General features: G+C 57.1%; 15 protein-coding genes. 4 read left to right on the top strand and 11 right to left on the bottom strand.

Annotated elements, in window-relative coordinates:
* Positions 1-22: 22 nt before the first annotated feature.
* The 3 genes from AC5S26_RS16320 (at position 23) to AC5S26_RS16310 (ending at position 3,711) form a co-directional block, all read left to right on the top strand.
* Positions 23-721, top strand: coding sequence for a c-type cytochrome (locus tag AC5S26_RS16320; protein ID WP_494185967.1), 699 nt, complete (start codon positions 23-25; stop codon positions 719-721).
* A complete protein-coding gene (locus AC5S26_RS16315; protein ID WP_494185966.1) occupies positions 718-2,403 on the top strand; it encodes an acido-empty-quinoprotein group A in 1,686 nt (561 codons plus the stop codon). Before AC5S26_RS16320 ends, AC5S26_RS16315 begins: the two co-directional genes overlap by 4 nt.
* Positions 2,404-2,562: 159 nt before the next feature.
* On the top strand, positions 2,563-3,711 hold the full coding sequence (locus AC5S26_RS16310) for a TIM barrel protein (RefSeq protein ID WP_494185965.1): 1,149 nt from the start codon (positions 2,563-2,565) through the stop codon (positions 3,709-3,711).
* Positions 3,712-3,777: 66 nt separating this feature from the next.
* Here the strand turns inward: AC5S26_RS16310 and AC5S26_RS16305 are convergent, their stop codons facing one another.
* The 4 genes from AC5S26_RS16305 to AC5S26_RS16290 form a co-directional block, all read right to left on the bottom strand.
* The gene (locus AC5S26_RS16305; protein WP_494185964.1) at positions 3,778-4,623 is read right to left on the bottom strand and encodes a sugar phosphate isomerase/epimerase family protein; all 846 of its coding nucleotides are present in this window, start codon (positions 4,621-4,623) and stop codon (positions 3,778-3,780) included.
* Positions 4,611-5,591, bottom strand: coding sequence for a Gfo/Idh/MocA family protein (locus AC5S26_RS16300; RefSeq protein ID WP_494185963.1), 981 nt, complete (start codon positions 5,589-5,591; stop codon positions 4,611-4,613). The genes AC5S26_RS16305 and AC5S26_RS16300 overlap by 13 nt, the downstream gene beginning before the upstream one ends.
* 167 nt (positions 5,592-5,758) lie before the next feature.
* On the bottom strand, positions 5,759-7,285 hold the full coding sequence (locus AC5S26_RS16295; RefSeq protein ID WP_494185962.1) for a M81 family metallopeptidase: 1,527 nt from the start codon (positions 7,283-7,285) through the stop codon (positions 5,759-5,761).
* An 83-nt stretch (positions 7,286-7,368) separates the two neighbouring features.
* Complete coding sequence (locus AC5S26_RS16290) at positions 7,369-10,719, bottom strand: TonB-dependent receptor (protein WP_494185961.1); 3,351 nt, start codon at positions 10,717-10,719, stop codon at positions 7,369-7,371.
* Between the two features lie 384 nt (positions 10,720-11,103).
* Here AC5S26_RS16290 and AC5S26_RS16285 point away from each other — a divergent pair, with 384 nt between their 5' ends.
* On the top strand, positions 11,104-12,207 hold the full coding sequence (locus AC5S26_RS16285; RefSeq protein WP_494185960.1) for an ROK family transcriptional regulator: 1,104 nt from the start codon (positions 11,104-11,106) through the stop codon (positions 12,205-12,207).
* On the opposite strand, the gene AC5S26_RS16280 is transcribed toward AC5S26_RS16285, so the two are convergent.
* The 7 genes from AC5S26_RS16280 to AC5S26_RS16250 all read right to left on the bottom strand — a co-directional run bounded on the left by AC5S26_RS16280 (position 12,204) and on the right by AC5S26_RS16250 (position 19,542).
* Entirely contained in the window at positions 12,204-12,929 is a 726-nt protein-coding gene (locus tag AC5S26_RS16280; protein ID WP_494185959.1) for a sugar phosphate isomerase/epimerase family protein, read from the bottom strand. The two genes, AC5S26_RS16285 and AC5S26_RS16280, sit on opposite strands and share 4 nt — an antisense overlap.
* A 32-nt stretch (positions 12,930-12,961) precedes the next feature.
* Positions 12,962-13,168, bottom strand: coding sequence for a hypothetical protein (locus tag AC5S26_RS16275; RefSeq protein ID WP_494185958.1), 207 nt, complete (start codon positions 13,166-13,168; stop codon positions 12,962-12,964).
* A 77-nt stretch (positions 13,169-13,245) separates the two neighbouring features.
* Entirely contained in the window at positions 13,246-15,444 is a 2,199-nt protein-coding gene (locus tag AC5S26_RS16270; protein WP_494185957.1) for an outer membrane protein assembly factor BamB family protein, read from the bottom strand.
* 95 nt (positions 15,445-15,539) lie between these two features.
* Positions 15,540-16,268, bottom strand: a complete 729-nt coding sequence (locus tag AC5S26_RS16265; RefSeq protein WP_494185956.1) for a 3-keto-disaccharide hydrolase — start codon at positions 16,266-16,268, stop codon at positions 15,540-15,542.
* 228 nt (positions 16,269-16,496) lie between these two features.
* Positions 16,497-16,973, bottom strand: a complete 477-nt coding sequence (locus AC5S26_RS16260) for an NUDIX hydrolase (RefSeq protein ID WP_494185955.1) — start codon at positions 16,971-16,973, stop codon at positions 16,497-16,499.
* 74 nt (positions 16,974-17,047) lie between these two features.
* Positions 17,048-18,280 carry a cell division protein FtsA gene (ftsA, locus tag AC5S26_RS16255; protein WP_494185954.1) on the bottom strand — a complete coding sequence of 411 codons (1,233 nt, stop codon included), beginning with the start codon at positions 18,278-18,280 and terminating at the stop codon, positions 17,048-17,050.
* Positions 18,277-19,542 (bottom strand): cell division protein FtsQ/DivIB, encoded by a 1,266-nt coding sequence (locus tag AC5S26_RS16250; RefSeq protein ID WP_494185953.1) that lies wholly within the window; start codon positions 19,540-19,542, stop codon positions 18,277-18,279. Before AC5S26_RS16250 ends, ftsA begins: the two co-directional genes overlap by 4 nt.
* Between the last annotated feature and the right edge of the window lie 45 nt (positions 19,543-19,587).

Genomic DNA, 19,587 nt, shown 5'->3' with positions numbered 1-19,587 from the left:
TGCAGCTGAAGATCCAGCAATAGTGGCCCGAGGCAAAACGCTCTATGGCATCAGCTGCCAGGCCTGCCACGGAGTTGACCTGCGCGGGGGCGACATCGGAGGCCCCAACCTCCTGCGCTCGCAGGCAGCGCTCAGCGATCAGCACGGCGAGATGATCGTCCCCATCATTCAGGGTGCGCGCCAGGCGCAAGGGATGCCGAATATCGGCCTGAACAACGAGGATGCTGACGCCGTCGCGGCTTATGTACGCAGTGTAATCGGCACAATTGGAAGTCAAGGCAAGCCGCCGGGAGAAGAAAAAGCATTGAACATCGTAGTCGGCAACCCGGACCACGGAAGCGCGTACTTTGCCGCGCACTGCAGCACGTGCCATTCGGCGACGGAAGATTTGAAAGGCATTGCAAGCCGCTTTCCCGAGCCAAAGGCGCTCCAGGCGCGCTGGCTGACAGGCGGCACGCTAATCGAGGATGGACCGGCAACCAAGGCAACCGTGGATGTGACGACCGCTCCCGGACAAACCATCACCGGAACTCTGGTCCACGTTGACGAATTCCTGGTGACGCTCCGCATGAGCGATGGCACAGAGCGCAGTTATCGCCGAAACCGCGCAATTCCGCGTGTTGTAGTGCACAATCCTTTGCAGAAGCACAGAGACATGCTGCCAACCTACACGGACGAAAACATTCACGATGTGACCGCATATCTGGTGACCCTGAAGTGAAAATCAGACACGCGCTTCCTCTCGTTTCCCTCTTTCTTCTTCCAGCCATCTCCTTTGCGCAGGGCGGCGGAGTCTCGCCGGAAGAACTGCTGAAGCCATTGGCGAAGTCGTGGCCAACCTACAACGGCGACTACACCGGCAAACGCTACAGCGCACTGACAGCAGTGAATCGCCAGACTGTCAAAAATCTGGGCCTCGCATGGTCTTCTCAACTCACACCGGGTGACGAGTCAACCCCACCCGGCCCAGGTCCGCGTGGGAGGCGTCCCCCAGTAAATCTCACGGTTGGTGGCGAGGGCCCCGGCAACATGAACATCCGCTCTGGTTCCATCAAGGGATCCGTTCTAGCTGTGGATGGAACGCTGTACGTAACCATGCCCGACAATGCATGGGCCGTGGATGCACGGGACGGGCACCCATTATGGCACTACTTCTGGAAGACCAAGGGCGGAACCCACATTGGCAATCGTGGTTTTGGCATGTGGAATGGCTATCTCTACATGGAGACGCCGGACGATTACCTGGTCTCACTAGACGCGAAGACCGGCAAGGAACGCTGGCACAGGATGATCGCGGACGTAGACCAAGGTTACTTCGCCACGCCCGCGCCGATCGTAATAGGCAATCATGTTTTGGTAGGCGTCGGCAACGATATCGACTCTCCCGGATTTCTCCAGTCCTACGACGCTGAAACCGGTGAGCTCCAGTGGAAGTTCTACACCGTGCCCATGGAAAAGAGTGATCCGGGGGCGGACACATGGAAAACTATGGACGCGGCGCGGCACGGTGGTGCGCAAACCTGGATTACTGGCGCATACGATCCCGCGACCCACTTATATATCTTCGGCACCGGCAATCCTACGCCCGCCTATACCACGGGCAGTCGTGGCGACTTGGACAACCTCTTCACCTGTTCGCTGATTGCGCTGAATGTAGATACCGGAAAAATGGCCTGGTACTTCCAAACCTCACCGCACGACATGCACGATTACGACTCCGCGCAGACACCGGTGCTGTTCGATGGCATGTTCAAAGGCAAGATGCGCAAGCTGGTGGCAACCGCGGCGCGTAACGGATACTACTTCACACTGGATCGTGTAACTGGCGAGCACCTGGTGACCAGCAAGTATGGCCTGACGACCAACTGGACCAAGGGCCTGACACCTGCGGGGGGACCTCAGCGCGACCCAGGCAAAGACGCAATCATTGCCGGATCGCTCAGCTCGCCGAACTCCAGTGGCACTATTAATTGGGAGCCAGTTGCCTTTTCACCGGTTACCGGTCTGTTGTACACCTACGAGGCGGATACCTTTTCGCTTTTATACCTCACCGATCCCGATCCTCGTGGCTCTATGGGCCTGGGAGGAAAGGAAGAGGTGCAGGTCGGCTCCGTGGGCAGTTATCTGACTGCAATCGACTACAAGACAGGTCAGGCGCGCTGGAGGCATCGCTTTTATAGCGACCACTTCGGCGGGGGCGGTCTTCTGGCTACTGCCGGGGGTCTTGTCTTTACCGGCGATGGGTCCGGCAGTCTTGCGGCCTACGATGCTGCTAAAGGTAAAGCTCTGTGGAACACACGCATCGGTCAGGTTTCCAACGCTCCGCAGACTTTTGAGCTGGATGACCATCAATACATCATTTGTGCGTCTGGCGACACGCTATGGTCGTTCATCCTTCACTAGATAAATTCGTTGCCCTGTACATGCGAATTGGCATGTAGTACTACTACTGCAAGTTTTCATCTCTTGTTGCACTGTCTCCCACCAGACCCTGATCCGGACGGGTTCGTACGTTCGGCGCCCTCACACCCTGTTATCAGAGCAAAGGAGAACAAGCGAATCATGAGTTCACGCCGTACAACGCTCGATCGACGTAACTTCCTCCGTGGTGCAGGTGGCAGCCTGGCGGCTGGCGTTCTGCTGGCATCGTCCGCGACCTCGACTGAAGCACAGGATGCGGCTGGACAGCAGGTCACCCCTGAACCCATCACACATGCGGGCGTCTTCCGGCCCCTGACCGACACGGAGAAGGTCAAGCGCATCGCCGCCAACAGCTATCCGTTACGCTGGATATTTAAGACACGTGGGAACGTTGGGGATAAAGCAACAGTCGCCAGCATGAAGGCGAAGTACGGAGAACTCAACTTTCTGGAATATCCCGAGTTCACGAAGAAGACCTTCCCTGGCGTGACTAAGATGGATATGTGGTCAAGTCTGTTCGGTGACCCCGGCGACGACAGTCAGTTCGCCAAGGTCACTGTGATGAATATGCAGGGCAAGCCGCGCGAGATCCTGGAGTTCGATCCATCCACAACAAACAGTAAGAAGTGGCTGGAGAAGATGGCGAATGCGCAAGTCAAAGCGGGCGTATTTTGCCACCATATCTCCAACAATGCTCCGCGTGATATCTGTGAGCTGGACCCCGACAAACGAAAGGCAGGCGTTGAGGTAGCGAAAAAATGGCTCGACGGCGCAGCCATGCTTGGGGCCAAGAGTATGCGCGTAAACAGCGGCGGACCACGCATCGCTCCTTCGCCGGAGGCGAACGACACCGGATATCCGAAAAACCCGAAGATCGAGGTTTACCTGGATAACTGCATCGAATCGTTCAAGGAAATGGCCGACCACGGCGCCAAGGTCGGCGTCAAAGTAACGCTGGAAAACCACTGGGGCCTCACCGCAAATCCAATCAACATCCGCATCATCATTGAAGAAGTGAACAACATCTACTGCGAGGCGAGCCCGGACTTCTGCAACTGGGAGCACAAGTACCTGATGTACCACGCCCTCAACGATCTGGCTCGCTACGCGCACACAACCGTGCACGCCAAGTTCTGGAACCGATGGGACAAGCCGGATGTGCAGCGAGGCGTACGCATCATGCTGAATAACAACTACACCGGCATCTTCGCACTCGAATACGAAGACGGCCCGTGGGATGGCGTGGAAGGCGCGCAGTACTTATATCGCGAAGTCATGGCAGCCCTATAACTCAAAGTCTCGCGATAGTTGAACTCGGCATGGAGCCAGGGAACATGGCTCCATGCCGTTTGATTTTTAAAGCCCCGCCTCCACCTTCCACTGCTTCAGCCGCTGGATAGCCGTTTCTATATCTGTCTTCTTCTGCTGAAGATCTGGCTCCTCACGCTCAATGGCCAGTAACCCCGTATATCCCATATGCTGCAACTGCCGTAGAAATGCTGGGAAGTCTACCTCGCCATCTCCAAGAGCGCACTCTGAGCCAAGCGAACCTGAATGAGCCGGTGAGCGGCCATCCTTGCAGTGGACTGAGAGCACATGTTCGCGCAATTGCTTAAGTGCCTCAATGGGATCGCCTGATCCATAAAGAATCATGTTCGCCGGATCGAAGTTCACCTTAAGGTTGCCTCGATCTACGTCCGCGATGAACTCAAGCAGCACCGCCGCAGACTCCTGCCCGGTTTCAAGAACAAAGTCCTGTCCATGCTGTGCGCATGCATCGCAAAGCACACGAGTAAGTTCGAGCAGCTCTGTATAGAGCGGGTCTGCTGGATCAGCGGGAATGAATCCAATATGGCACGAGACAGCGGAGATGCCGAGCGCGTGCGCAAACTTCGCAATCTCACGTGTCCTTGCAATCCGCTCCTGACGATAGGCTGGTGTAGTAAAACCCACCGACTCGTGTACCCGCTCCAGATTGGAGTAGTCTTCTCCCGTATAACAACAAACTGCGCTGGTGAAGGTGACATCCGAGGCTGCGAGCGCAATCTTCCAGTCATGGAGCGCCTTGTCACAATCAACAGTGGGCGGCACGCCAAGTTGCCCCGCACGCAAGCCAAAAGCTTTAAGTTGCTTCAGAGTTGCTTCCGCACCATCTTCAGCCCATATCATCAGTCCGATCTCCATCGGATCTACGCTTGCCATTCCATTTCCTTTCCATTCTCCTCGCGAGATGTCCTGAGTAAATTCGAAAGCCGAACGGCAGCAGCCGACTCCTTTGGCAGGCAAAGTTCCGGAGCGGCATTGCGTCGGCAGCAATCAATAAAATAAGCGATCTCGTCGAGGTATGGGTCATGCTGTGGGATTTCGACGATTTGCTCTCCACCTTCATCTCGGCGGCGAAGCTCTCCTTCATGAAACGATAGCAGTGCGCCATTCGCCTCGATCTCAAAGCTCGCAAAGAACGGCACATCCGAGGCAAACCAGCCACCCTCTACCTGAACCACCAGGCCATTGCCATAATGCAGATTCGCCCGCATCGTGTCGACCTCTCCCTGGCTAACAGCGCTCAATGATTTTGGAGGGCCGAATATTTTGAGAACCTGGTCGAGATCATGGCTAAGCATATCCAGAATCGCTCCCCCGCTGCGCTTCTCCTCCGCCAGCCATCCGCCCCAACCTGGAAAGCCTGAGCCGCGCCGCAGAACGCATCGAGTCACCGCATCGCGACCCGCCTCGGCGATAAAATCGGCAGCATATTGATAAGGGAACATAAACCGAAGTACCTGCCCCACCATAAAGACCGGCCCGCCATCCTCCACCGCAGCAAGTATTGCGTCGCAATCCTCCGTGGTCAGCGCCATGGGCTTTTCGCAAAACACATGCTTGCCCGCAGCCAATGCGGTAAGCACCAACTCCTTATGGAGGTCAGTAGGCAAGCACACATCCACAGCATCGATCTCCGGATCTTCCAGGATCTCCCTCCAGTCCGGGTACCATGCAACGTGTTCCGGCAATGGACCGCTCTCCAGCTTTAAATTGCCGCGTGCCGGTCCATCTGCAGATGGGCGGGTGCGCGACGAGACGGACTTCACGGTAACTCCCGCAATGCGCTGCATCGCCGCAAGGTGAGCGCTTCCCATAAACCCATAGCCAAGTACCGCAAGCTTCATTTGCGTCTGAATTCCTTTCTATGCTCTCCGAAACACCAACCGATTCTTTCGTTCCCGAATGAAAATCACCCTTGCTTACAAGCAAGCGTCAGCACGACATTTTTTGAGAAAGCCATTCGGTCGCAATCTCTTGAGAAGCTTAGAATATCCGATCGAATGTCACTTCATCATGTCCTGCTGCGCGCCGACGTATAGACCTCCGGCGTAAAGGTCAAATCCGCAACGAAGGGATAAGAAGGTTTCCTGTATTGGTTGGGCGGTAAGTGAACAATATCCTGATTGATGGCTCCGTCGGAAAGCGCCATAAGACTCGGATTGGCTATAGGATTCAGCTCCGGAGATAAATAACCGGATTTCACCACAATAATCTTGAACGACTTCGGCTGCAGCCCGAGCCGCGTAAAGTCGACGATGTCATGGTAGGGTCGTCGATACGCACTCAATACCAGCGTGATCCCTTGGATCTGTACCACAGCCTCACGTTTTGCGGCGTCCTTCTCATCCAGAAGAAACTTCACCGTGGCTTCGACCTTTACGGGCTTGCTGGCAAGCGGATCGAGAGTGGCGCCGATAGATAGCGGGATCGTCTTCCCGACACCCGCGGCATAGCATGCCTGCGTTGCAGACCGGTCGGTAATCCCCGCAAAGACCACATCCTTCGCACCCGCGCGAAGCAGTTCCTCCAGCACTGTAGCCTGATCGCTGTTGCCGCCGCCCGTAGGATTATCGCCCGAGTCAGCCAGAATCGCCGGCCGTGTCTTAGCATTCATTGCGCGCTTCACGCACTCTTCCACGCTACAGACTTCGGTCCCGAAGTCGAACTCCTTGCGCGCATCCCAGTACTGCTGCGCAAGGTTCGTTGCAATCTTCTTTTCAGCCGCAACGTCAGTCCCGGTGACCACAACGGACGCCGTGGACCGAGGCTCATCGGCCCAGACATAACCCACCAGCATGGAAACGTCCAGCACACCCGGCGTCTTATTCATCTCCGGAAGTTGCGCCCACAATCTCTTGCCCGGATTCCACTCCGTGCTGCTGCGCTCTCCGGGCATAAGCACCGGGACAGGAGCCCACATCAGTGTCGGGCGAATATTCTCCCCCAGGCATCGCGTAAGCATATCGCAGGCCCGAACCATCGTCTCTTCGCGGTCAATGTGTGGTGCCGTGCGGAAAGCAGAAAGCATGTCGAGGTTGTCGATCACACGTTTGCTGATATTCCCGTGCAGATCGTAGCTCGCAGACATCAGGCACTTGGCGCCGACAAGTCTGCGCGCCGATTCATACCAGTCCCCTTCTGCATCCTGCATGCCATCGACAAACATCGCGCCATGCATAGGAAGATAGAGGCCATCGAGCGGCAACAACGCCTTCAGCCGATCGAGAAACTCGGCCTTGATCGATTGGTACGTCTTCAAATCCACGGGACCACCAGGAACCGCGGTGGCGACCAGCGTAGGCATGAATGGAACGGAGTAACGGCTCAAAAATTTGAAGCGCTCGTTCCTGGAGGCCTCTTCACCGCGCAAAATCGTGAAATCCTCCATGCGCGCGCGAATGTGGCTATAGGTACTGCACTCGATGCCGATGCCACCATAGGCGATCCGCGCCTTTCTATTGAGAGCAGCCCAGCCGCGGGTGCCTGCCATTGCAACCGATGCCATGGACGAGGTCTTGAGAAACGATCTACGCTGCATCTTTTACCCCGAAGAATTTCAATAAGAAAGTGGAGAGCAAAAAAAGGGCGGCATCATTCCCCAATGCCGCCCCTTCTGTCTGCTTAGAACTTCAATCGGGCCGCAAACTGGATCAGCCGCGGGTTGTAGGAGTTCGTTGTGCCAGTAATCTGGCCGTTCAATGCATTGCCAAGCGACGCCGTTGGGTTTGCAAACTGCGTCGTATTCAGCACGTTGAAGGCCTCCGTCCGGAACTCGAGAATCAACCGCTCGGTAATGTCGAAGTTCTTGAACAGCGACAGGTCCACGCGCTGCAACCCAGGGCCGTAGAGCTGATTGCGGCGCTCGTTGCCAAACGTCGCCTGCGGCTGCGCAACGAAATCACTCGTGTCGAACCAGCGCGCTAGCGTGGGATTCGAAACCTTACCGGAACCGATCATGTTCGGCCGGTCAGAGTTCGTAGTAGCCGGACGTGTACCCGAACGATTATTGGCGTTCGTCACGGAGAATGGCATACCCGTATTCCAGACAATGAGGCCATTCGCCTGCCATCCTCTGGCCATCACCCCCTTGAAGCCATGCAGGTTCGCCCCAAACGGCAGCAAGTAGTTGAACGTGCCGGTTACGCGGTGACGCACATCCAGATTTCCGTTGCCATACTCCAACGTCGGAATCAGTTCAGCCTGTGAGCCAAAGCCATTGCCGCCGTTATTGCTGATGGTCTCGGCATCGTCCAGCAGGCGAGCCAGCGTATAGGCGACCTGCAGATCAAGCCCCTTGTTGAAGCGGCGCTTCAACACAGCCTGCATTGCGTGATAGTTCGAGATCGCGTTGCTGGTCAGGTACGGAATGCTGGTGACGTTCGGCACCGTGGCATGAAAACGGCGGTAGTTGTTGAAGTTGTATCCAGCAGGGCAACTTGCCGCGGCAGGATTAAAAGTGCAGATAGACGGTGTGACTGTGTTGTAGTCAGACAGATAATAGGCAATGCGACGGCCTAGCTCACCCACATAGGACAACGTCCCAACAAAACCACCGAATTCGCGCTCTACCGTCAGGTTGAACTGCTCAATATACGTGGAGCGGAAGTGCGGATCCAACGCAGCCGTGATGCTGCCACTTGGGTTGGTGGCGCTGTTGATCGTTGGCGTAGGCAAACCACCGGCAAACTTCAGGTACTGCGGTCCGCCGTTGGGTGCTGCAACAGCCTGTGCCGGTGTGAATGGACCGAACGTCGCGGTAAACGGCTGGTTCACCAGCGCAGCTCCCGATGTCATATTCTCTGGTGCAAAGGTCAGGCCGAAGCCTCCACGGATCACCGTACGCGGCACTGGCGTGAAGGCAAAGCCCACGCGTGGAGCAAGGTTGCTGTAGTCTGTCCTCACGTTGCCGCTAGGCGTAACACCGGGCTGCCCGGCAACGACCACGCGCCCCAGATCCGTGTCGAAATTCGACAGGATATTCTGAATCTCTGTGTAAGGGGTAAACAGGTCGTACCGGATCCCCAGGTTCAGTGTCAGGTTTGGCGTCAAGTGCACGTCGTCCTGGATAAAGCCGTGCGGCTCCCATGTCCGGTTGCGCGGCGTATACAAAATGGAGTTGCGTCCTCCCGATACATACTCGCCCGCAAGCAGAGTCGAGAAGTCGTTGAAGGTCCAGTTGCCATTGGCCGTGTCAGTCTGTGTGGTCTTGCCCTGCCGACGGATCACACCTGCACCGATCTTGATCGTCTGCTTGCCGCGGATGTAGTTAAGGACACCCTCATATTGAAAGGTGTTCTCGTGATAGATGATCGGTGGCCGATTGCCCAGATTTGTACCCTGAGTCACAGTGACGGCCGACAACTCGGCCGTCCGCGAGTCTGTATTGATATTCGGCTGTCCAAAAGCGGTGTTGATATTGTTGCCGTAGTTCAAGGGCAGTTGCGCATTGTCCAACAACGTATAACCGGCCTTCAACTCCACCAGTACATTCGACGTGAAGGTGTGGATGTAGTTCAACTGGGCCTGGTGCGCATGGCTCACAGCTGGCCCCGGATAGCTGCCCAGGTTCCCGCCAGGAAAAATATTGCCGGCAGCCGAGTTGACCAGCGGAAAGAGGCTGCCGATGTTGGTGTCCGCGGAGTTGTAGGTGTAGCGAAGATAGAAAAGGTCGCCGTCAGCAAAGCGATGATCCACGCGGCCGTCTGCAGTTTTGTTGAACTGGGTGTTCCGCGGCGTTCCAACGTAATTGCCGGCTAGTGAGGTATTCGTCGGAAGAGGAAACAGATTGAAGTACTGCAGGCCAATGGGATCAATATTACCTGCCGCAACAACGGGATACGTCACAATCCGTTTGCCCGTTGCGTCAGTCGTGTTGTTGTCCGTAAAGTTGCCGACGTTCTGGCGCTCCAACAACGTCGGTACCGTAGCCGTAGTCGGATTCAGGTTGCGAACAATGTTCAGGCCTTCATAGTCGGCAAAGAAGAAAGTATTGTCTTTGATGATCGGTCCGCCCAGGCTGCCGCCGAACTGATTCTGGCGGTACTTCGGCTTCGGAATATTCGCGCCGAACTTGTAAGGATTCGCATTCAGCACGTCGTTGCGAAAGAATTCATAAACAGTACCGTGAAACTGGTTGGTACCGGACTTCGTAATAACGTTGACGATTGCGCCTGCAGAGCGGCCTACCTCCGCCGTGAAGACATTCGTCTGGACACTCACTTCCTGGATCGCATCGACCGAAGGACGAACACCGATGGATCCTATGACACGCTCGTTGTTGTCCATGCCGTCGATCATCTGGTTGTTGATCACGTCCGCCTGACCATTGACTGAAACCGAGGAGGTCTGGCGGCGATCGTCAGGCCGGTTGCCGCTGGCCAGGCCATTGTTCAAGCCTTCCGTTGCGCCTGGAGTCACCTGCACCAGGTTGATATAGTTACGGCCATTCAACGGAAGTTCCTGCGTCGCCTTCTCCGTCACCGTCGTAATTAAGGCAGCGGTATCGGTATGCAACGCTGGCGACGTGGCCTCTACAGTTACGGTTTCATTCGTACCGCCAATATCCAGATGGGCATCTTCGCGGGCGCGGTCACCAGCGGCCAGTCCAAAAGAGGAGATCTGGAACGACTTGAACCCAGGCGCGGTAACCGTAAGTGAATACCGGCTCGGCTTCAGGAGTGTGAAGGTATATTCTCCTCCGCCGCCGGACTTCACGGTACGCGTCTCATGAGTATCTACACTGGTCAGTTCAACCGTCGCATTCGGAACTGCAGCGCCCGAGCTGTCGGTTACAGTGCCAATCACATCTGCCGTGGTGTTCTGGGCCAGCAGCGGCAGGCTGGAAAAAATCGCGACGGTTAGGATACCCACCGCTCCGCGGTGCAGCCAACGTCTCAGAACGTTGTGCGATGGGGTTGGGCTGTCTGTTCTACATGCGTTCTGCTTGGATCCAAGAATGAATGTGCGCCTCATGAAAGCCTCCTCAAAATGGTCAAACCCATCTTTCAGTTCACGAATGTGTACTTAGCAAACGTTGCGAAAACGGAAGCAGCTACGTCGAACCGCAAACAGCAGGGTGGGAAAGCTGGCAGTAGGGAGCAGATCAGAAGCGAATTTATTCACTTACTGAAAAAATTAAAGATTCTTAGGGACAGTTCCGCTGGTATGGTTCTATAAAATCCTCAAAAGAATGCTTCGGTAGGTGGATCATATGCACGTCCTTGGCAAGCGTCAAGCTGCGAATCACGCCTCGTGGCTCTCTGCATCTCATATTGGCAGCACATGGATGGGTCTTTGACAATCGTTCGAGACAAGCCAGTGAGAATGAATGGCCACTCGGCTCGGCACGCAGTAATCATGGCACTTCTGCGGCAGCCTCAACTCTCACGTTCTGAATTGAGTGAGATTGCGGATGTAAGCCCAGCCGCCATCACCGATGTAATCCAAGTCTTTCTACAGCGTGGGTTAGTGATCGAATCCCCATCGCAGGCTACGGAAAGGCGGCGCGGGCGCCCAATCATGCAGGTTGAGTTGCAGGCTTCCTACGCATACTTTGTTGGCCTCGGGATCGCCGAATCTGCAATGCCAATGGTCATCACCGACCTGCGTGGGCAAATCCTCGCCCAGGAACCACTTCCCTTCTGCAAGACACCGGAACAACTCTTACAAGCCGTGCGCTTTGCCTTCTCCCGTCTCTTGAAAAACGCATCCATTCCGCGAAGCCGGGTTCTGGGCGTTGGAATCACCGTAACCGGAATCGTCGATGCCGTTGAAGGAATCTGCCGCTACTCTGCGGCGCTGAACTGGCGCGATGTCCCCATCGCAAAGCTCATCGGCAAGGGATTGCGATTGCCGGCATGGGTTGAGAACGATGCCAATGCCATTGCGGTGGGAGAAAAATTCTTTGGCCATGCCCGGAACTCCCACAACTTCTCAAGCATCGTTCTGGGACGTACGATTGGCGCTGCCCACTACATGAACGAGATGCTCTACCGGGGCGACGATGGAAGCGCCGGCGAAATTGGCCACATCATTATGGACCCCGGGGGAGCGCTGTGCCGGTGCGGTCGCAAGGGATGCCTGGACACGATCGCAGGCGGTTCGGCCCTGCGCCGCATGGCAAAGCAGGCAGGTCTGCCCGTTCGCGGTATGCGCGATCTGGAGATACTTTCGGTGCAGGGCAACGCAACGGCGACAAAGCTTCTGCGCAACGCGGGTAACGCTGTGGGCACTGCGGTAGCATCGTTGATTCACTTGAACAATCCTCAGTGCGTGTTCTTCACGGACATGGAAGGATTTGAAAACGGCGTGTTTCGTGCGGCGACGCAGCAAGCCATGGAGAACAACCTCCTGCCGCGCTTCCTGGCATCGACTCAGATCCTATTCAGCGATGCAGAGCTGGCACTGCTGCCCCGCAGTGCAGCATCCATAGCGGCTTTCGAGTATCTGACCTCTCTTTAGCCGCCCATAAGCCCGCGAAGATAGCTCAAGTCTTTCGTAATCTCTGGAACCGGCTCACCCGAGCCAACCCACTCCAGCTCATAAAACGATGGAATCTTCCAATGCCGATCGTGCAGCAGTTGCAGGATCTCGCGCAGCGGCGTATCCCCCTCGCCATTCGGCACACTCGGGCCGTTCTCTTTCTTGCGGTCGTGAAGATGCAGGCTCGCGATATGAACGTGCTGCTCTTCGATGAAACGAACAGGATCATAACCCGCAGCGAAGAAATGCGCGACATCAAGGTTGATCCTGTACCACTTGCACATGGAGAGCAGCTTTGCGTAAGCACCAGGGCTCACAACACGATCCGGATCGGAACTGGTCGTGTTATGAAAGGCCACCGCCATGCGATGTCGTTCGGAAAAAGGCACCAGCTTCTCCGCGAGCGAGAGAGTGCTGGAAGATGTAATGATCTCTGCGCCAAGCATTTTGGCCTGCTCAAAGCCGCTATCGAGCTCCGCATCCGTCATCGAAGCATCGAAGCTGTAGTTGAGCGCGAAGATCTCCACGCCCGCCGCAGCAAACCTGCGACGTACAGCTCCAAAGTAATCCGGCGAAACGTTAGCGCGCCATTGCCGCAGCTTCTCTCTACGCTGTTGCGGAGTCTCGGCCAAAGCAGGAGCGGCGATCGCATCGTTTGGATGAGCTGCCTCCCACCACCGCTTGTAAAAGCCTTCCGGCATGCGAAAGGGGCTGAGTTGTGGTGCAAAGAGCTCTACAGATTCAATCCGAGCCGACGCGTATCCGCAAGGATCTCGTCCACCGCGGGCATACCGCCTTCCATAATCTCGTGAAAGCTGAAGGTATGCACACCCAACGGAACTACAAGCGCATCCGTCCTCTTCGCGAACAAAGGGACGGAAGCAGAGACAAGACCGGAGAGCGCGCTCGCTGCAATAAAGTCACGTCGGGTGATGCCCATGCTCCCACTCCACACGCCAAAAATAAATTCAGCAGGTGCTCACCTAAGACTGGAGCCGCGACTTGCGCGGAAAATCCTCAATTCTTTCCACCTGCTTCAGGCAGGGCAAATGCAACATACGATCCATGAATAGGATCCTGCGAAGCAGGATGCCCGGCAATAGCGTGCGTGTGGGTCGTAGCACGCGCAGCTGCGCAGAAGACGATATATTCCCGCCCATCCATCTCGTAAACGGCAGGCATGCCTTCGAGTGCGGCTCCAAGCTCCGCCTCCCACAACACCTTACCCGTGTCCGAATCGAGCGCACGGACCTTCTTGTCGCGAGAGCCCGTAAAGATAAGCCCGCCCGCCGTCACAACCGGATTGGTCTTCGGGAAGTGGGAGCCAGTCTTCGTAAAGCCTTGCGCCGCCAGCTCTGGAACCTCTCCCAGCGGAATCTGCCACCGAATGGTGCCTTTGTTCAGGTCATAGGCGGTCATCGTCGTCCAGGGTGGTGCGATGACAGGGAGACCACTGCTGGCAAACATAAAGCCGAACCCGCTGCGATAGTGCGCCTTGGCAGGATCGCCAGTCGCAACCTTTGCCGCGGGCACGCTGGAAGCCGGGACATCTGGAGCCAGATCCGGTCGCGTCAGATAGGCGATCAGAGAATCGATCTCTGGCTGCGAAAGCCGCGCAAAAGAAGGCATCGGCCCCTTGCCATAATGCACCGCGTCTTCGATCTGCTTCTCGTTCAACCGCGAACGCACATCTACCAGCGAGGGAATCGCAGGCGGCTTCCCTTCCCTGTTGCTCCCATGGCACAAGCTGCAGTTCGCTTCAAACGACGCCCGGCCGCGCACCTCCGGCGAGCCGGTCTTCAGAGGCTCCGCTGCCAGCGTCAGCTTCAGCATCGACGGCACGTCCTTGGAGACGACATAAAAATATCCCGCCGTAGGATCAATCGCGGCTCCTCCAAAGTTTGCCCCGCCATTGTTGCCCGGCATCTCGACCGTGTCCTCCAGCCCCGGAGGCGTGAAGAGGCCGTGATTCCGCGCGGCCTTTATCTGGCGCTCCAGTTGTTCCCGCTCCGCCGGTTCAAGAAATGGGCTGAGATCCTTCTCCGTAAACGCCTGCCGAGCAAACGCCGGCGGCTTCGAAGGAAACGGCTGCGTCGGCGAAGTCTCTTCCCCCGACATATCGGACTTCGGCTCCGGGCGCTCTTCCACCGGCCACAGAGGTTTACCGGTCTCGCGTTCGAAGACCCATACAAAGCCCACCTTGCTGGCCACCGCCACCACATCCACCTTCTTGCCGCCGTGCTGTACCGTCAGCAGCATCGGTGTGGTTGCATTGTCGTAATCCCATATATCGTGATGAACCGTCTGGTAATACCAGATGAGCTTGCCGGTCCGTGCGTCCAACGCAAGAATGCAGTCGCCGAAGAGATTCGCGCCCGTGCGATTCGCACCGTAGAAGTTGTACTTCGGACTGGCGGTAGGCACGAAGACCATCCCGCGCTTTTCGTCCAGCGCCATGCCGCTCCATGCATTCGCACCGCCCACAGACTTCCATGCATCCTTCGGCCAGGTGTCATAGCCAACTTCGCCAGGATGCGGAATCGTGTGAAAGGTCCATTCCAGGTGACCCGTAAGGACGTTATAGGCGCGAATATCTCCGGGCCCGGAGTCATACTCTTCATTCGTGGCGGAACCGAGGATAAGCAGATCGTGAAAGATGCGTCCCGGATTGTACGACTGAACCAGCGTGAGGCTTTTCGGATCACGCCCCAGCCCCTCGCGCAGATCCACACGCCCTGCAGCCCCGAAATTCGTAATCGGCGTACCGGTGTTCGCGTCCAGCTCCTGCAACGTGTTGTCGACCGTCAGAATCAGGCGCTGATCCTTCTTGTCTGCGCTCTCCCAGTAATTAATGCCGCGATTCATGATGAGCGTAGTCTTCGCGTTCAGGCTATGCGACCACAGCTCTCGCCCATTCGCTGCATCCAGCGCCACCACCGAATTGTTATGGGCCAGCACATACATGCGCTTCCCAACGACGAGCGGGTTGAACGAGTACCCCCGCTCATCCCCCGTTTCAAAGACCCAGGCCTGCTTGAGCTTACTAACATTCGTTCGATTGATCTGCTTCAGCGCGGAATACTGCGCACCATCCGGCGCTCCGCCGTAGTCGCTCCACGTAGTGTGCGGTGCCTGCGCATGGCCAACCGAGCACCAGCACGCCAGCGCATAGCAACCCAGCCGCAACGATCGATACATCTTCCCTGGACCTTGCACTTTCGTTATCCTTTGCTCTTTCTTTATAGAGAGACACCCATCGAGCCGGTACGAAACGCACGTTTCCGCACCGGCCCGACGCAAAGAGTCGGAATCTAGCGCGACGAAAGATCCCGGATCCAGATGTCTTTGAACTGCATATTCCCCGCGCCGCCCGCATGAAGCTGCAGAGCGATCTTCCCGTCTCCAGCTCCCGGCTTCGGGTCTGTGAAGTCGACCATCGGCACGCCATTCAAACGCGAGCGATACCGGTTGCCGATCACCTCCACAAAGTAGTCGTTCCACTCGCCCTTGCGCACAACGCCCTCATTTTCAGGAGAAGGCCATACCACCCACCCGCGGCCATCCTCCGCATACACGCCAGCCGTATGGTGCATCATCGTGCAATCGATCTCGAACTGCATGCCCTGTGTCGTATCCACGGAGTTCGGCTTGAACCCTGTATGGAAGAAGACGCCGCTGTTCCCATCCCCAACGCATTTGAAACGAAGCGAGAGCTGAAAGTCCTTGTAGTCCTTCTCGGTCTCGAGATAGCCATAGGCCTTGGTCAAGCCGCGACCATGCAGCAGGCCGTCTCCCTCTACAGTCCAGCTCTCCGCGCCAATCTTCGTCCAGCCCGTCAGGTCCGTTCCGTTGAAGAGTTGAATCCAATCATTCCCAGGTATCTTCGGCTTCTGTTGTCCCAACAAATGGGTCATAGATCCTATGGCAAGGGCCGTTACGAATAGGCCGCTGATACCCCGCTTGAAGAAGCTTGCCTTTGTTCGTGCCGCTACCGCGACGGGAGGAACGGAGTTCAGAAGCTCGGCCTGCGAAGATTCCATTGCGATGCACTCTCCTTGGTTGAAACAGATTGGAAACATTGCGAGAACTCTTCGACATCCTACATCCCTCAACCGGATGCGGCACAGCAGCTTGTCGGCGGTCCTGTACCCCTATGCTCGCACATGGCATAAACTCTCCCACCGTCATTCCGAGCGAAGCCGGGGAATCCCTGTATTTTGCCCGTGCCGCCAAATATCTTCCAACCTGTCGCATGTTGTCCCGATGCATTAATCGAGGCTTGAAACCTGCTCCGCCAGTCGCGTCAGCAAATCCGCCTGCTCAGCTCGAATGCGCTCCTTGGCCCCCTGCAGTGAAAACCACTCTCCCCGATCCACCTCAGGAATCTCCTTCCGAATCCCCGACTTCGGAGGCCATTCGATCTCGCATGTGTTGCTGATGAGTTGACCCGGATCGCAGTCCCCCTCGAAGGCCCACGCAACCACAACCTTTCCGCTCTTCTGTCGAATCGAACCAAGCTCAAGAAACTTGCCCTGCGCTGGAAAGCCGGTCTCTTCCTGAAACTCCCGGCGGGCCGCAGCCAACGGTTCCTCGTCCGGCTCATACTCTCCCTTGGGAAGAGTCCACGCCCCCAGATCCTTCTTGGCCCAGAATGGCCCTCCGGGGTGCACCAGAAAGACCTCGATTGCATCGCCTCTACGTCGATACATCAAAAGCCCCGCGCTAAGTTTTTGCTTCGGTGTCATCGACCGTCATCCCAACTTTGGTCAGGCAGAGTGCGTCTAGGGAAAAGGATCCTCTATTTGGCTTGCGTTTCTCTTTAGAAGCTGCCCGCGAAGATCGACTTCAGCTTCGACCGAAGCCCCTGCTCCTCGCTCGCCTTCCTGACCTGCGTCCTGTGGGTGTACAGCAGCATTCCAATCATCGCCGAAAACTCCGGCTTCGCCAGCTCCTCCGGCATCCGCGACAGCAGCACCGGATATCCGATACGCGCCGGAACTCTCAACAGGCTCTCAGCGTTATCCAACAGGCCCGCGATCAATGCGCCTCCGCCCGTGAAGACGCATCCGGCTCCCAGCGCCTCCAGAACTCCACCGTGGCGAAGATTGTCCCGCATCATCGTAAAAAGTTCGCGCGCGCGCGGCTCCAGAATCTCCGCCAGGAATCGCTGCCGCACCATCCGCGCCGGCTGCCCTCCCGAGATCGCAAGATCCCCGCCCACCTCAATCTCGTTCAACTGCGGAACCGCAGTCACCACGCAGTGGCCGTACGTCTTCTTCAACTGCTCGGCCTCTTCCACCGTGACATGCAGTCCCACGGCGAGATCGTTCGTAAAGTGATCTCCGCCGATCGGCAATACCGCGGTATGCGCTACCGAGCCTTCGAAGAAGACCGCCAGCTCGGTCGTGCTCGATCCGATATCCGCGACACACACACCCAGCTCGCGTTCATCGGCAGAGAGCACCGCCTCCGCCGATCCAATCCCTTCATACACCGTATCCGTCACCTCGAGCCCCGCACGATTGGCGCATGTAATCACGCTCTGGGCCACGCCTCCCGAACATGTCGAAAGATGAAGGTTCACCTCCAGCTTGTTCCCCACCATCCCGATCGGGTCGTGGATTCCCGGCTGGTCGTCCAGAATGAACTCCTGCGGCAGAAGATGCAGCATCTCGCGATCCGGAGGAAGCGCCACGCTGCGCGCCCGGTCCACTGCGGCCCTCACCTCTTCGCGTGTGATCTCGCGCATCCGGCTGCCCAGGCTGATCCCGCCCCGCGAGTTCATGCCCCGCACATGCGTTCCGCCAATCCCCACCACCGCCGTCTCAATCCCTGCCTTTGCCGTTCGCTCCGCCGTCAGCGCCGCCCGGTTGATCGCCTCCGCCGCAGGCCCCAGCTCGGCAATCAGTCCCTTACGCATGCCCTTCGACGGCTCGATGCCATGTCCGCGATAGCGCAGCACACCATCGTGCAGTTCGGCCACCAGTACGCAGCTCTTCGAGCTCCCTGCGTCCAGCACCGTGATCAGATTCTCTAGCTTCTGATTCTTCATGAGTGAACCACCTGCGGCGGAGAATACTTCACATCTATACTCGAACCCCGTCCTGCTTCCGTCGTTAACTGCCCCGAATGAATCCAAAGAGGAACCCGGAATGGTTCCCCGCCCGCCTTCAGAGTCGAAGCCGGTACGCCCGGAGTCTTCTGTTCCACGGCTCCGCGCTTTGCAGGAACGCTTTTCTTCACTGCCGGTTTCTTGCCTTTCGCCGACGGTTTCGCGACCGCCTTCTTCTTCGCCGTCACGGCATGGTTCATAGTCGTTGCAGCATTGCTGTGCGTCGGAGCCACCTTTTCTGTCGCGGCCGGCGCATCCGAAGCCGCCTTCTTGCCAGCGCCGCTCTCCGTTGCAGGTGCCTGCTGCTCTCCCACCACTGGAGCCGTCGTCCCCGGCTGCATCTCCAGCACCACCTGCCGCTCGTATCGCATATCGACAGCGGCCAGGTGGGGATACTGCATCCTCCACTCCGGCAGATGCTCCTCAAACTTTTTGTATCGATCCAGGAAGTTGTCCTCGCCGAAGTGCACCATCACTTCGCCGCCTTTGTCCTGGATCACCGCACGAACATCCTCCGGGCTCGACAGATCCACCTCGCTCAACTTCTCCGAGATCTTCTCTCCACTCCCGTCCAGATCGCTCGTGAATCTCTCATACAGCTTCATCCGCGCCGACCGCAGCGACAGCGGATCCTTCGCCTCCAGTCCCGTCACCACCGGAAACGAATAATGCATCTTCGTCTTCGCGTCGGTCGGCATATCCAGCAGGATGCCGTTCGCGTCCACCAGCCCAATACGATTTCCCTGCCGTACAAACGCCACTGGAGTCCGTTCCATCACCGAAACCCGCAATCGATTCGGCAGAAGCCGCATCACCGTGGCATGCTCCACCCAGGGCAGATCTTCGAGCTCCGCCTTGCGCTCCGCCATCGGAACCCGAAAGATATTCCGCTCGATGTCTTCCCCAAACAGCGACACCAGCTGCGCTCTCGTCACATGCGAGTTGCCCTCGGTCTCGATCGCCGTCGCGGAAGGAATCATGAACCGCTCATCGTGCAGGATCGCGCTTCTCGCCGCCATTCCCAGCGCTCCGCAAAGCCCCAACAATCCCAAAACAGCAGCAGCCACCGCAATCTTTCCTGCAGGCGACCGGGGCAGACCTCCGCGCAGCTTCACCCGCACGCCGTTCTGCCGCCGTCGTCCCGGCAGTAAATCGTCGTCGTCGAAACTCTCCTCGTAATCTGTAAACTCGCGGGCCATCATCCTCTTCGGCGCAAACGATCCTCTCGGCAGTGGGCCTGTCTCTTG

This window comes from Edaphobacter sp. FHG110511_03 (genome assembly GCF_059115365.1).
Note: the sequence above shows the minus strand (reverse complement) of the source record. Positions and strands in the feature narration are given on the sequence as shown.